The 14,573-nt window shown below is 73.0% G+C and carries 7 protein-coding genes; 4 read left to right on the top strand and 3 right to left on the bottom strand.

Annotated features, from left to right (window positions below):
• Window positions 1-58: 58 nt before the first annotated feature.
• From OHA21_RS24180 to araD, 4 genes are all read left to right on the top strand, one after another.
• Window positions 59-2,266: a hypothetical protein gene (locus tag OHA21_RS24180; protein ID WP_328477311.1), complete on the top strand. Its 2,208-nt coding sequence runs from the start codon at window positions 59-61 to the stop codon at window positions 2,264-2,266.
• 853 nt (window positions 2,267-3,119) lie between these two features.
• A complete protein-coding gene (locus OHA21_RS24175; RefSeq protein WP_328477309.1) occupies window positions 3,120-9,092 on the top strand; it encodes a DUF4011 domain-containing protein in 5,973 nt (1,990 codons plus the stop codon).
• A 58-nt stretch (window positions 9,093-9,150) separates the two neighbouring features.
• Entirely contained in the window at window positions 9,151-10,329 is a 1,179-nt protein-coding gene (locus tag OHA21_RS24170; protein WP_328477307.1) for an esterase-like activity of phytase family protein, read from the top strand.
• A 340-nt stretch (window positions 10,330-10,669) separates the two neighbouring features.
• Window positions 10,670-11,380 (top strand): L-ribulose-5-phosphate 4-epimerase AraD, encoded by a 711-nt coding sequence (gene araD / locus OHA21_RS24165; protein WP_328477305.1) that lies wholly within the window; start codon window positions 10,670-10,672, stop codon window positions 11,378-11,380.
• Window positions 11,381-11,664: 284 nt separating this feature from the next.
• On the opposite strand, the gene OHA21_RS24160 is transcribed toward araD, so the two are convergent.
• The 3 genes from OHA21_RS24160 to OHA21_RS24150 all read right to left on the bottom strand — a co-directional run bounded on the left by OHA21_RS24160 (window position 11,665) and on the right by OHA21_RS24150 (window position 14,510).
• Window positions 11,665-12,150: a DinB family protein gene (locus OHA21_RS24160; RefSeq protein ID WP_328477303.1), complete on the bottom strand. Its 486-nt coding sequence runs from the start codon at window positions 12,148-12,150 to the stop codon at window positions 11,665-11,667.
• Between the two features lie 751 nt (window positions 12,151-12,901).
• On the bottom strand, window positions 12,902-13,384 hold the full coding sequence (locus OHA21_RS24155) for a hypothetical protein (protein WP_328477301.1): 483 nt from the start codon (window positions 13,382-13,384) through the stop codon (window positions 12,902-12,904).
• Between the two features lie 106 nt (window positions 13,385-13,490).
• Window positions 13,491-14,510, bottom strand: a complete 1,020-nt coding sequence (locus OHA21_RS24150; protein WP_328477299.1) for a LacI family DNA-binding transcriptional regulator — start codon at window positions 14,508-14,510, stop codon at window positions 13,491-13,493.
• Between the last annotated feature and the right edge of the window lie 63 nt (window positions 14,511-14,573).

Genomic DNA, 14,573 nt, shown 5'->3' with positions numbered 1-14,573 from the left:
ATCGCACTCGTCCGTACGGGTGAGGTCACTGACGGAAAGCAGACACTAGCGTTCCCGTGTGGCGAATCGGTTCCCACTTTGGGGTCAAGCGGGTTGGGCAAGCGCCGAGGTGGTCGGCGAGACGCACTACGCCAAGGCGATACGTGCGCTCTTCGGCAACGAGTTCAACCCGCAGGGAACCGAGATAGACGTACCCGTGCAGTTGATCCCGGACCGGAGCAACAAACACGACCGCAACGCGGTCGGCGTCTGGTCCGGGACCAGCCTGCTCGGCCACCTGCCGCGGCCCGAGGCCGCGCGGTACGTCCAGGTGCTCACCAACCTCACCACCCGCGGCATGGTGCCCGAGGTCAACGCCCGGATCCACGGGCGCGAGTGGGGGGAGTACGAGGGACGCCCACCCGCCTTCGTCGGCACCATCCGGCTCGACCTGGCCGAACCGCACATGCTCGTGCCGGCCAACTCGCCGCCGGCCCAGGAACACCGGGTGCTGCCCACCGGCTCGGCCGTGCAGGTGCTCGGCCAAGCTCAGTTCCTCGACGCGCTGCGCCCGCTGCTGCGCCGGGAGGGCGAGTGCTGGGCGTACGTGACCTTGCACGAGATGGCCGACCACCTGATCGAGGTGCGCGTCGGTGAGGCCCGGGTCGGCGACCTGAGCCCCAAGATGAGCGCCGAACTGCTGCCCGCCCTGCGGCACCTGGCCGAACAGGGCCTGGTCACCGCGGCGCGCGCGGTCGTCAAGGGCCTCGACGGCAAGGCCGAGGTCATGCTCTACATGGCCCGCGCCCACGACCTGCCGGACAGCTGGCAGGGCCTCGCCGCCCGCCAGGCCGCGGCCGCCTCGGTCTCCCCGGCCGGCCCCACGACGCCCGGCCGGGCCCCGGCAAGCTTCCCCCACCCGGCCGTGGCCACCACGGGACCGGCCACGACCCCCGGGGGCGCCGCACCGGGCCCGGCCGGGCTTCCGTCCCGCCCCGACCCGGCCGCCACTCCCAGCGCCCCGGCCTGGACCGCTCCCAGCGAGCCCGCCTGGACCGCTCCGGGCGAGCCGGCCCGGACTGCTACTTCGAGCGAGCCCGCCTGGACCGCTCCCAGCGAGGCCGCCTGGACCGCTCCGGGCGAGCCGGCCCGGACTGCTACTTCGAGCGAGCCCGGTTGGGCTGCGGCTCCGGGCGAACACGCTTGGGCTGCGGCGAACGAGTCTGCGCCGGCTCGGGCTGCGGCGAACGAGTCCGCGCCGGCCTGGGGTCCGTCGAACGAGCCCGGGTCCGGCCGGGCCGCCTCGAACGAGCCCGCTCCCGGCGCGCCTGTCTGGGCGGCCCCGAACGAGCCGGTGCCCAGCTGGGCCGCGACGCACGCCGAATCCGCACCGGCCTGGACCGCGCCGGGCGAATCCCCGGGAATGCCGGACTGGGCCGTGCCCAGCGGCGGCGTACCGAGCTGGGCCACGTCGTCGGCGGGCACCGGCCTGCCCACCATGCCCTCCACCGGCTCCCTGCCCGGCGGCTCGGCACCCCACCTCGACCTGCCAGTCGTGTCCACCGGCTCGGCATCGCGGCTGGACCCGCCGGTCGCCGCCGGCTCGGCGTCGCGCCTGGACCCGCCGGTCGCCGCCGGCTCGGCGTCGCGCCTGGATCCGCCGGTCGCCGCCGGCTCGGCGTCGCGCCTGGATCCGCCGGTCGTGTCCACCGGTGCGATCCCGCGTGTCGATCCCACCACCGGCTCGATGCCGCGCCCGGACTCCGGTGCGTCGGTCTCCTGGATGGACCCGGTCGGCTCGGTAGCCGTCACCGAGCCGGTCTCCTCGGTCTCCGTGCCGCGCCCTGCCCACGCCGCCCTGTCCCGGACGTCTTATTCCAGCTCATCCGTCTCCGGTTCGCCGGCCAACTCCCACTCGGGCTCGTCCTATTCGGGTTCGTCCGCCGTCTCCGGTGCGCTGCCGGTCCTGGACCCGTCCGCACTGCCGGTCAGCCCGGCCCCGGACGGCGGCGAGGCAGTCATCGCCGAGACCACCGTCATCCCGGCGCTGACCGCGGTCGTCAAGGGCAACGCCGGCCGCCGCACCGGTGTCGCCCCGGTCTCCCCGGCCGCGGACGGCAACCCCCACCCGCCGATCCCGTCCGCCCCCACCGGCATCAAGTTCGCCGTCCCGCCGGGCTGGCCGGTCCCACCCGCCGGCTGGTACCCCCCAGCCGGCTGGCGCCCGGACCCGAGCTGGCCCCTCGCCCCGGCCGGCTGGCAATGGTGGGTCCCCACCTGGGAGTAGCAGCCGGCAGCCCCCTCGATCCGAGCAGGCTCCAGTCACATGCCTGCCCGGAGCAAACCCTTCCGGCCGCCCCGCCCTGTCGCGATCGAGGTCATTCGTCCAGCCCAGCTTGATCAAGTCCAGCTGACGCTCAGCGTTGCTTCCGCGCCGCGGAAGCGACCGTGGTGGTCGGCCGGGTTGGTGGGCTGACGCTCAGCGTTGCTTCCGGGTCGCTGATGCGACGGTGGTGGTCAGCCGGGTCGGTGGGCTGACGCTCAGCGTTGCTTCCGCGCCGCTGATGCGACCGTGGTGGTCAGCCGGGAGCGTTGCTTCCGCGCCGCGGAAGCGACGGTGGTGGTCAGCTGGTGTTGGCGGGCTGACGCTCAGCGTTGCTTCCGGGTCGCTGATGCGACGGTGGTGGTCAGCCGGGTTGGTGGGCTGACGCTCAGCGTTGCTTCCGCGCCGCTGATGCGACCGTGGTGGTCAGCCGGGAGCGTTGCTTCCGCGCGGCGGAAGCGACGGTGGTGGTCAGCTGGTGTTGGCGGGCTGACGCTCAGCGTTGCTTCCGGGTCGCTGATGCGACCGTGGTGGTCAGCCGGGCTGGTGGGCTGACGCTCAGCGTTGCTTCCGGGTCGTTGACGGGACGCTGTGGGTCAGCTGGGGTTGGGGTTGGGTTGGCGCGGGAGGCGGGTCCGGGCGGGAAATGCCGGGATGGCCGGGTCGTCGGAGGATGACAAGGCTGGGTGATTTGGGGGAGTTTGGCACGAGATTTCGGCGTTTGGCGTCTAGAACGTCGGATTAACCCGGAAAATCGCCACGGTGACCCACCTCGCCTTGCTGGAATGTGCAAATGCGGTGGGATGATGCAGATGGCTTGACCGGGCGGCCGGACGCACGCGTACGTGGCGTGCTCGAAACCTGGCGGGCCGGTCTCCTGGACCTCACCGGCGCCAACCCCCTGATCGACGTCGACCCGGCCGGCCCGGGGGTGGTGCCGATCGTGAGCCCGTCCCCGCGCAGCGTCGTGGAGGCGCTGCAGCAGGGCCGGGAGTGCGGCTTCCTCGGCATCGAGGAGCAGGCCGAGGGTCCCCGGCCGCGGGCCGCGCACGTGTTCCAGACCGAGATGGCCGACGCCGACATGGACGCGGCGCTGCACGCCCTGCGCCGCGTCGCCCGGCGGGACCAGCTGGAACGCGGGCTGGCCGCGCTCTATCTGGCGCTCGGTACGCTGCACTGGCGCGACGGCGAGCAGGAGTACGCCAGCCCGATCCTGCTCCTCCCGGTCGACCTGGTGCACCCCGACCCGCTCGACTACCCACGCCTGCGGGCCCGCCCCGACGACCCGATCGTCAACCCGGCCCTGGCTGTCCGGCTGCGCCTGAGCGGCGTCGAGCTGCCGGTCGTCGACAGCCTGTCCGGGCTGGACGTCACGGTGTTCTGGGCCCGGCTGGACGCGGCGATCAGCGAGCACCAGGAGTGGCGCACCGACGAGGCGATCATGCTGTCCCGGTTCGCGGTGGACCGTGAGGTGATGTACGGCGACCTCGTCGACAACGAACGCCAGATCCTCGCCCACCCGGTGGTCCGCGCGCTGGCCACCGACCCGAAGTCGCAGATCGACGCGTTCCGGTTCGACCCGATCACGGCCCGCCGGATCGACGAGGTGGCCGCGCCGGACGACGTACCCCTGGTTCTCGATGCGGACGCCGCGCAGCGTGCCTGCGTCTCCGCCGCGGTGGCCGGCCGCAGTTTCGTGATGCGCGGCGCGCCCGGCACCGGCAAGACCCAGACCGTGGCCAACATGATCGCCTGCCTGCTGTACGCCGGGAAGCGCGTCCTGCTGGTCTCCGAGAAGGCCGCCGCCCTGGACCAGGTGAAGCAGCGGCTGGCCCGCGCCGGGCTGGACGACTACGTCCTGGAGCTGCACAGCGACCGGACCGGCCGGATGCAGGTGGCGGCCGCCCTGGCCGCGGCGCTGGACTTCATCCCGCTGCCGCCGCCGAGCCTGTCCACCGACGAGCGGGAGGAGCTGCGCGAGCACCGGCGGCGGCTGAACGCGTACGCGGAGGCGATGAACGAGGTCCGCGAGCCGCTCGGTCACCGGCTGCACGACGTGCTCGGCATGTGCGCGCAGATGATCGACGTGCCGGCCGCACCGGTGCCGCCGACCCTGCCGATCCCGCTGACCACCCAGTCGCTGCAGCACGTCCGGGACGCCGCCGAGCGTCTCGGCCGGGCCTGGCGCCCGGCTCTGCAGGGCGACGACTTCCTGTGGCGCGACGTGATCGACCGCAACCGGCTCGACGCCCGGCTGCATCAGGCGCAGACCGCGTTGGAGCACCTCACCGAGGCGCTGGCGAAGGACCCGGTCGCCGCGGCCTTCGGCGCGCACACCCTGGCCGACGCGATCACCCTGACCACGCTGATCGGGCACGCCGCGCGCCGCCCGGCCGAGGCCGCCGACGAGTGGCTGACGCTGCCCAGCCTGGAGACGGTGGCCCGGGCCGCCGAGGGACTGCTGCGGCATCTGCGCGCCCTGCACCAGGCCGAGGACGCGGTCCGGGCCCGGGCCGGGGTGACCTGGTCGGCGCTGCCCAGCCCGGCGAAGCTGCCGATCGTGCCGAGCATCGCGCACCTGAACCCGCCGCCGGTCGAGCTGCTGTCGCTGACCGCCGCGCAGTCGCGGGGGCTGGCCCGCCGGTTCGCCGACGAGGCCGACCGGCTGGAGCAGCATCAGCACAGCCTGGACCGGGTCACCGCCCGGCTCGGCCTGCCGAACGTGGTGGCGTTCACCGACATCGGCCGGGTCGCGGCCATCGTGGACCTGCTGTCCCGGCCGCACAAGCCGGAGCCGGCCTGGTTCGACAGCACCGGGATGACGGCCGCGCGGACGTCGGTGCGACTGCTGCGGCGTGCCGTCGACGTGGTGAAGTCGGCCGAGGCGCGGGCCCGGGAGCACTTCAACGACGCGGCGCTGGCCGAGCCGGTGGACGAGCTCGCCGAGCGGTTCGCCACGGTGCACAAGGGGATGCGCAAGCTGCGGGCGCCGTACCGGCGGGACAAGAAGGCGGCCGCGGAGATCGCCCGGCCGGACGTGAAGCGTTCGCAGGCGGTGGCCAACCTGGCCTCGGCGGCGGCGTGGAAGCGGTCGATCGAGGAGCTGGAGGAGGCCGAGCGGGAGCACGCGAAGATCCTCGGCCGGCACTGGCGGCGGCTCGACACCGACTTCGAGGCGATCGACGAGGCGCTGCGCACCGCCGAGGAGGTGCAGGAGGTGACCCCGCCGGAGGCGCTGCCGGCGGTCATCGAACGGGTCAGCGCACCTACCCCGAACAGCGCGATCATCCGGATCGTCACCGAGGCGCGCAAGGAGTTCGACCGGTGGACCGCGGCGCTGCGGCCGCCACCCGAGCCGGCGCCCCGGCCGCAGCTCGCCGCCGGGCCGATCCACGACGCGGTCACCTGGCTGCGCTCGCACGTCGAGCCGTTCACCGCCGCGGCCGAGCTGGCGCAGGCGTACAGCGCGGCGGCCGGGCGGGACTTCACGCTGGCCGAGTCGGCGGCGATCGGGCTGCTCCGGGAAAGCGCGTCGGACGCGGCCGCGGCACTGGCGGCCAACGCCTCCGAGTACGCCCGGGTGCTGGGTGGCGCGTACCGGGGAACCCAGACCGACGTGGAAGCGCTGGCCACCGCGATGGCCTGGACGTCGGAGGCCCGGCGGGTCCGCACCGGTGGCGACATCGCGTTCACCCCCGAGCAGGCCGAGGTGCTGCGCAAGACCCGGCCGACCGACACCCTGCCGTCGCGGGTCGGTGAGTGGCAGGCCGCCCGGGACTGGATCCTGCGGGCCTTCGCGCCGCGCCGCCACCCGTCGCTGACCGCGGCGCTGGACGACTACGAGCACGCCCGTGAGCTGCTGCAGGCTTTGCTCGAGGACAGCCGCGGGCAGCAGGAGTGGTTCGAGTACCAGGCGGCCCGTACGGTGCTGTCCGAGCACGGCCTGGACGCCGTGGTGGACTTCTGCGCCCGCGAGGACCTGCCGATCGAGCAGCTCCTGCCGGTGCTCGGCCGGGCGCTGTTCCAGTCCTGGGTGGACGCCGTGATCCGCGAGGACGACCGGCTCCCACCGCTGGACGCCGTCGGCCGGGATCGCCTGGTCAGCGAGTTCCAGATCTGGGACAGCCGGCTGCAGCGCGCCGCCGCCGCCGAGGTGATGAACGCGGTGGACGCCATGCAGCCCACCGAGGCCGCCGCGGCCGAGGCCGCCCTGCTGCGCGCGTCGGCGGCCCAGCAGGGGCGCCGGCTGCCGGTGCACGAGCTGATCGCGCAGACCCGGCACGCCACGCTCGCCGTGAAGCCCTGCTTCCTGACCATCCCGGCCGAGGTGAGCCGGCTGCTCCCGGCCGACCTCAACTTCGACGTGGTGATCGTCGAGGAGGCGTCCCGGATGCCGGTCGCCGACGCGATCACCTGCGCGTACCGGGGCGCCTCGATGATCGTGGTCGGCGACGACCGGCAGGTCACCGCGGCGAACCTGCCCGGCGGCGACGGGCAGTCGATCCTCGACCTGGCGGTGAGCTGCGGCGCGTTCCGGGTCGTCGACCTGGGCACCCACTACCGCAGCCGGCACGAGTCGCTGATCGCCTTCGCGAACCACAGCTTCTACCAGGGCCGGCTCAACACCTTCCCGGCCGCCGGGCCGCCCGGGCCGGACGCCGGGGTGCAGCTGTTCCCGGCCGGCGACGAGCAGACCCTGGCCGGGATGGTCGCCAGCCGGGTCGCGCACCACCTCGTCACCCGCCCCGACCTGACGCTCGGCGTGATCGCCTGCTCGCCGCAGCAGGCGCACGAGATCGAGGTCGCGGTGCACGACATGGTGGAGGCGCCGGACGACGACCGGCTGCGCGGCTTCTTCGTCAAGGACCTCGACACCGTGCAGGGCGACGAGCGTGACGTCGTCATCCTGGCGATCAGCGAGGACCTCGGCGGGCTGGCCGGCGCGGACGGGTGGCGGCGGCTCAACGTCGCGACCACCCGCGCCGCCCGCCGGCTCGAGGTGGTCTCCGCGGTCCGCGGCCGTGACCTGCCGGAATCCGAGGAGCTGCGGCACCTGGCCACCTACCTGGACTACGCGGTGCGGGGCGACGCCGCCCTCGGCATCGAGGACGTCCGCCCGGATCAGCAGACGCCGTTCGAGGATTCGGTGCGCGACGTGATCCGCGCCTGGGGCTACCGGGTGCAGACCCGGGTCGGCACCGGTAGCTTTCGGATCGATCTCGCCGTCCGCCGCAACGCCCGGCGCAACGCCCCGTACGCCCTCGGTATCGAGTGCGACGGCACCTCGTACGATTCCGCGCCCGCCGCGCGGGACCGGGACCGGCTGCGTGAGCAGGAGCTGCAGCAGCTCGGCTGGCGGTTGCACCGGATCTGGGGGACCGCCTGGTACCTGGACCGGCAGCACGAGGAGGAGCGGCTGCGGGCCGCCATCGATGCGGCCTTCGCCGAGTTCCCCGAGGAAGCGGCGCCGGAGCTGACGGTCACGGTCACCGACGTCCCGGCCGAGCAACATCAAGAGCCAGAGGTGTACGCCGAAACGACCGAATCCGTCGAGGAGGAGGCCGCGCCGTACGTGGTGGCGGAGGGTGGCGCCGACCCCTACCTGGAGGAGCCGCCGCCGGCCGACACGGAGTCCTACGAGGTCGTCGCGGAACAGGCCGGCGCCTACCTGGCCGGCGTGGACGACGTCGAGGAGCACGCCGCCCAGGAGGAGACCGAGCTGTACCCGGCCGAACCGGCGCCCGTGGCCGAGGAGCCGGGCACGGTCTGGCCGGCCGCCACCGGTCTGGAGTTCGACGACGACCTGGAGCCCTCGTTCGACGGGCAGCCCGACGTGGCGGCCGCGGTCGACGAGTACCAGCACGTCGCCCCGGCCACGTTCGAGCACCTCAGCAGCGCGGAGGAGGATCTCGACCTGCATCCGTACCACGCGCCCGAGCCGGTCGCGATGGAACCGGCGGCCGAGTCGGCGGCCATGGAGCCGCTGGTCACCACGTCGGTCGAGGAGCGGGTCGAGGTGGCGGTCGAGGCCGAGGCCGCGGTCGATGTGGAGCCCTCGCCTGAGCCCGAGGTCGCGACGCCGGGCCGCCGGCGCCGGTCGTCGTCCGGCAGCCGGGCGCGCAGGACGGCCGAGCCGCAGCCGGAGCCGGCCGCGAGCTTCGGGGAGTGGGCTCACCCGTACCGGAAGGCGCAGTTGTCCCCGTTGCCTCCCGGCGCCGGACTGACCGAGCCCGGCGTGCATGCCCGCCTGGTCGCCGCCGTCCGGGAGATCACCGTGGTCGAGGGGCCGGTGCACATCGGCGTCGCGCTCCAGCGGATGCGGGAGGAATGGGGCCTGGTCCGGATCAGCAAGCAGGCCCGGGTCGCGGTCGAGTCGGTGATGGAGGAGGCCGGCGTCGTCTGGGACGGCACCTTCCTCAGCGATCCGCACCTGCCGGTCCCGGTGGTACGCCACCGCACCGACGAACTGACCCGCAAACCGGACCAGGTCGCCGACTCCGAGGTGCGGGTGGCCCTGGAGTACCTGGTCCACGACGGCGGCGTGCTGACCGACGAGGAGCTGCTCGCCGCCACCGCCCGGGTGTTCGGCTGGCCCGCCCGCCGGCCGGCCGAGCTGGACGCCCGCCTCACCGGCCTGATCGAGGCCCTGGTCGCGGAGGGTGACCTGATCCGGAAGGCGGACGGGCTGACCATCGGGCATGACCTGCCCGACCCGGCCTCGCTGCCCCGGCACGAGTCGGCGCCGAAACGGCGTGCCTCGCGGCCCCGCCGCACAGCCGCCCGCAAGTGACCTGGTAGCCACCGGCGTGTGGGCCCCGGTTCACCCGGGGTCCCTATCGTCCGGCCACATGAGAAAGATCAACAAGATCCTCGCCGGGGCGGGCGTCCTGGCGCTGACGCTGGCGCTCGCCGGCAACGCCTCGTACGCGGGCGACCGCGGTAAGGTCACCACGCCGACCCTGACCGGGTTCGCCTCGCTGCCGGCCACGACGTTCGTGCCCGGCAGCGAACCGTCCGGCAGCCTCGTCACCGGCAGCACCAACGGCATCCCGGTGCCCTTCGCCGACCAGCCGATCCAGGGCTTCTCCGGCATCGCCGACAACGGTGACGGCACCTTCGACGTGCTCTCCGACAACGGCTACGGCAACCAGGCCAACTCGGCCGACTTCCTGCTGCGCGTGCAGCGGCTCGCCCCGGCGTTCGCCACGAACACCGTGGACGTGCTCGGCGGCGTCAACCTGACCGACCCGCGCGGCCTGGTCCCGTGGAAGCTGACCCGCTCCGACCGGGTGCTCACCGGCGCGGACTTCGACGTCGAGTCGATCGTCAAGGGTTCGGACGGCACCTACTGGATCGGGGACGAGTTCGGCCCGTACCTGCTGCACTTCGACCGTGCCGGGCGCCTGCTCGCGGCGCCCACCCCGCTGGACGGCGTGATCGCGCCGGAGACCGCCGCGCGCACCGGCGCCACCGCGACCCTGGGCAGCAGCAAGGGCTTCGAGGGCATGGCCGAGTCGGTCGACGGCCGCTACCTGTACCCGCTGCTGGAGGGCACGGTCACCGGCGACGCCGCCGGGCAGCTGCGGCTCAACGAGTACGACAAGCGGGCCGGGAAGTACACCGGCAAGCGCTGGACCTACCAGCTGGAGAGCCCGGCCAACGCGATCGGCGACGCGATCAGCGTCGACCGGAACCGTTTCCTGATCATCGAGCGGGACAACGGCCAGGGCGCCACCGCGGTCGTCAAGAAGATCTACGTCGCCGACAAGCGGGACCGCAACCGGGACGGGCTGCTCGACAAGACCCTGCTCGTCGACCTGATGAACGTCGCCAACCCGCGCAAGCTCGGCGGTTTCGGCACCACGTTCACCTTCCCGTTCCAGACCATCGAGGACGTCGTCATCCTGGACGACCGGACCATCGCCGTCCTGAACGACAACAACTTCCCGTTCTCGAACGGCCGCACCGCCGGCGTGGCCGACAACAATGAATGGATCACCATCGCGCTGCCGCATTCGCTGCGTTGATGATCAGGGGGTTCGTCCGTTCTCGCGGGCGAACCCCCGAACGGTGCCGCCTCGGCCGGCCTCTGATTCGCGCTCAGCGACCTGGACGCCAGGGTCAGCGCCACCGGGCTCAGCCTGCTGCGCTCGGGGCGATGGCGGTCCTCGGCGCCCGGGAGCGGCGGCCAGTCCCGGACATCGGCGGTGGCCCGTGGCTCCCTGGCATACGCTGCGTCTGAGGCCGGGCCGAGCGCGGCGGCGTCGGCCGGGTTCGTGCAGCTGCCGGAATCGTTGCGGGCGCGGACTGCCGCCGAACTGCGCTAGCTTATGGTTAGCGTTAACAATTCCTGGGCGAGGAGAAGAAGTGACGTACGGTTCCAAGGCTCTGCGCCAGGCTGTCCTGCGGGCCAACCAGGTCATCCCCGAAACCGGCCTGGCCCAGCTGACCTGGGGAAACGTCAGCGGCATCGACCGTGAGGGCGGCTACTACCTGATCAAGCCGTCCGGGGTCCGCTACGCGGATCTGACCGAGGACCACCTGGTCCCGGTCGACCTGGAGACCGGCAAGGTGCTCGCCGGCGACCTGCGCCCGTCGGTGGACAGCGAGTCGCACCGCGCGTTCTATCTGGCGTGGCCCTCGATCGGCGGCGTCACCCACACGCACTCCACCAACGCGGTCGCGTTCGCCCAGGCCGGCCGGGACATCCCGCTGCTCGGTACAACGCACGCCGACACCTTCAACGGCCCGGTCCCGGTCACCCGCGGCCTCACCGCCGCCGAGTGCGCCACCGACTACGAACTGAACACCGGCCGCGTCATCGTCGAACTGATCGGCGAAGACGAGGCCGCCGTCGACATGCCGGCCGCGCTGGTCGCCAACCACGGCCCGTTCACCTGGGGCGCCACCCCCGGCAAGTCGGTCGAGCACGCCATCATCTGCGAGGCGGTCGCCGAGATGGCCCTCAAGACCCTGGCCCTGAACCCGGCCGCGAGCATCCCCGACCACCTGGCCCAGCGGCACTTCAAGCGCAAGCACGGGCCGGGCGCCTACTACGGCAACCCGACCAAGAGCTGAAGCTCAGCGCCGCTTCGCGGGTGCCGCCCGCTTGGCTCGCGCCGGCGTGCGGCTGCGGTTGCGTTGCGGCTCGGCGCGCTTTCGCGAGTGCCGCTTGCCTTGCTTGCGCCGGCTGTGGTCGGCTCGGCGCGCTTCGCGAGTGCCGCTCGCCTTGCTTGCGCCGGCTGTGGTCGGCTCGGCGCGCTTCGCGAGTGCCGCTTGCTTTGCCTGCGCCGGCTGTGGTCGGCTTGCGGCTCAGCGCCGCTTCGCGGTGCCGATTGCGCAGGCCGCGGTCGGCTCGCGGCTCAGCGCTGCACGTCCATGAGGTGGTGTTCCACCTCATGGATGGTGTGCTGCCCGAGCCAGAGCAGCGTGCGGGCCTGCACCACCGGCCAGTTGTAGACCCCGGTTCGCTCCCACTGCTCCGGGGTCAGCCCGCCCAGGATGCCGGCCAGATCGTCCGCCGCCTGCGCCAGCTGGGTGGCCACGGCCCGCGGATCCTGCGCGGTGTAGGCGTCCTCGACGACCCGCTCCTCCCGGCCCATCGGGACGAACTCGGGCTCGTCCTCCGCCAGCGCGAGCGCAACCCTCTCCGCCTGAACGCGCAGCACGTCCCGCACGTGGCAGGCGTACTCCAGGGGCGACCACACCTCCGGCGCCGGACGCTGCCGTGGGTCCGGCCGACCTCCGAGGGCCGCGGTGAAGCGTAGGCCGGCTTCCCGCAGCCGATCCGGAACCGCCTCCCGAGAGACGTCGGCGTAGGTGAACCCGCACTCCCCGCAATGCTCCACGCCGGGCACGATAGGTGGTCGCATTGCCGGCCGGCACACCGTTTCCCGCTGGTTGAGCGGCACCGAGCCCGGGGTTCAGCTGGGTGACAGCGCCAACGTGCGGCTAAGGCCGCTGTTTCGACCTACCCGATCACTCAGCCGCCCACCAGCGCTGTCTGCCGGGTGGTAAGGCAGCCCCACCGCACGGCCGACTGATCAATTGAGCCCGAAAGGAGGCCCCAGCCGCGCGGCAGCGACGTCACCCCGTTCGGGTCGGGCGGCAGCCATGGTGGTTGGGCGGCGGGTAGCCGTGGTGGTTGGGCGGCGTGCAGCCGTGGTGGTTGGGCGGCGGGCAGCCACAACGCACAGCTGAGCCGAGCCGTCATTTCGAGGCTTCTAGATCATCCGGCTGGGAACTCTGCACCTTTCCGGTCGGCTGAGACAGCGACAGCACCCAGCCGGCGCCCGCGAACCAGCCTTGAGGGTCGGCCGGCTGTGAACTACGGCTGTCCCGGTACTGAAGGCGGGGTGATGTCGCCGCGTGGCCGGTGAGCAAGACGTTGCCGCGGCTGACGCGCACTGCGCAGCCTCGCCAGGCGACCTCGATGCAGGAAGGTGGTTGGTTGGCGCCGGGCCCGATGGGCGGCTGGTTCGGTTGGTGCTGGGAGGCTGGGCGGCTGGTTCGGTTGGGGCTGGGAGGATGGGCTGCTGGGAGGCTGGTTCGGTTGGTGCCGGGAGGCTGGGCGGCCGTTGTTCGGTGCCGGCGCTCGGGTCAGTGGCGGGCGGACTGGGTGAACACCCGGACCATGTTCTGCAACCGCTGCCGCAGACCGGCCGCCGGAGACGGCACCTCGCGTGCGTTGCCGGTCTTCGGTGCCGGGATGCGGGCGTTGCGTGGGGCGCCGGCCTGCCGTGGCCGGGGTACGCGGACCGCCGCCGGGGTCTGCTGCCAGGTGAACCGCACGCCGCCCAGCATGACCGTGGCGCCCGGTGCGCAGAGGCCGGACTCGCGGCGCTCGGGCACGCCGTCGGGTCCGTAACTGATCATCAGGCTGATGTCCGGAGACGACGCGCTGGTGTGGACGGCCCAGACCTCCCCGTACCCGGCCAGCCCGGTGCCGCCGGCGGTGAGAACCGACGCCCGCCCGCGCAGCGGCACGGTGAGCTGATGCCCGGTGGCGTCCTCGATGTGCAGCGTGCCGCGGAGCCGCGGCTGCCCGCGCCGGCGATGCCGGCCGGCTGATGCGGCTCCCATGCTCATCGCCCCGTCGCCGGGTGCGGTGTGTCGTCGTCGAACACCTCTCGGACTGTAACGGCTCCTGGGGCCGGTCCGGCCCTTCGTCACCGGGGAGAGTGAGCCCTCAGCTGTCGGATTCCGGACGTGCCAATGACCCGCGCGCCGCGGCGCTCACTCGGGGCACCAGCAGGGGAGCGACCACCACGTCCTCCGGCGGCGCGTCGCCTGGCGGGCGGCCCAGGTGCCGCAGGAGCAGGGCGAGGGCCCGGCGGCCGAGTTCGGCGAAGTCCTGGTGCACTGTGGTGAGCGGCGGTACGAAGTATCCCGAGTCCGGCATGTCGTCGAAACCGACCACGCTCACGTCCTCCGGGACCCGGCGGCCGGCCTCGTGCATGGCGCGCAGCACGCCGAGGGCGATCCGGTCGTTGGCGCAGAAGACCGCGGTGACGGCCGGGTCGGCGGCGAGGCGCAGACCCTGTTCGTACCCGGCGGCGGCGTCCCACCAGCCGGCGGTGACCGGCGGGACGACGGCGCCGGCGGCGTAGAGGGTTTCCCGCCAGCCCTCGACGCGGGCCTGCGACTCCGGCCAGTCCTGCGGGCCGGCCACGTGGTGGACGGTGGCGTGGCCCAGGTCGAGCAGGTGCCGGGTGGCGGCAGCGGCGCCGGCCCGGTTGTCGACGCGGACCGTCGGGAACGGATCGCCGTGCCCGGCGCCGCCCACCGCGACGCAGGCCAGGCCGGCCGGCGCATGAGTCAGCGCCATGATCACCGACGGTTTGGGGGCGATCGCGATGATCCCGTCGACGTCGTGCTGGGCGAGGCGGTCGACGGCTTCCAGGACCGGGCGGTGTGCCAGGTCGCGGACCGTGGCGACGCTGACCAGGTATCCGGCGGCGCGGGCGGCGCTCTCGATGCCGTAGAGCATCGACTCGGGACCGAACAGCGTGGTCTCGAAGCCGATGATGCCCAGCGTGTGTGATTCGCGGGTGGCCAGGGTGCGGGCGGCCAGGTTGCGCCGGTAGTTCAACGACCGCATGGCGGCCAGCACCCGTTCCCGGGTCTCGGCGCGCACGTTCGGATGGTCGTTTATCACTCGCGACACGGTTTGGTGGGACACCCCCGCCAGTTTCGCCACGTCGCGCATGACTGTGCCGCGCTCCTTGCCCGATCGCTGAGTTCGGGGTGAGCGTGTCTCCGGACGTGCCGG

The organism is Actinoplanes sp. NBC_00393, from assembly GCF_036053395.1.
Taxonomy (GTDB): domain Bacteria; phylum Actinomycetota; class Actinomycetes; order Mycobacteriales; family Micromonosporaceae; genus Actinoplanes.
This window is presented reverse-complemented; position numbering and strand designations above follow the sequence as displayed.

What these genes read in the sequence shown, in the direction of transcription:
- OHA21_RS24150 (WP_328477299.1), bottom strand. Translation starts at nt 14,510, where the DNA reads ATGCGCGACGTGGCGAAACTGGCGGGGGTGTCCCACCAAACCGTGTCG.
- OHA21_RS24155 (WP_328477301.1), bottom strand. Translation starts at nt 13,384, where the DNA reads ATGGGAGCCGCATCAGCCGGCCGGCATCGCCGGCGCGGGCAGCCGCGG.
- OHA21_RS24170 (WP_328477307.1), top strand. Translation starts at nt 9,151, where the DNA reads ATGAGAAAGATCAACAAGATCCTCGCCGGGGCGGGCGTCCTGGCGCTG.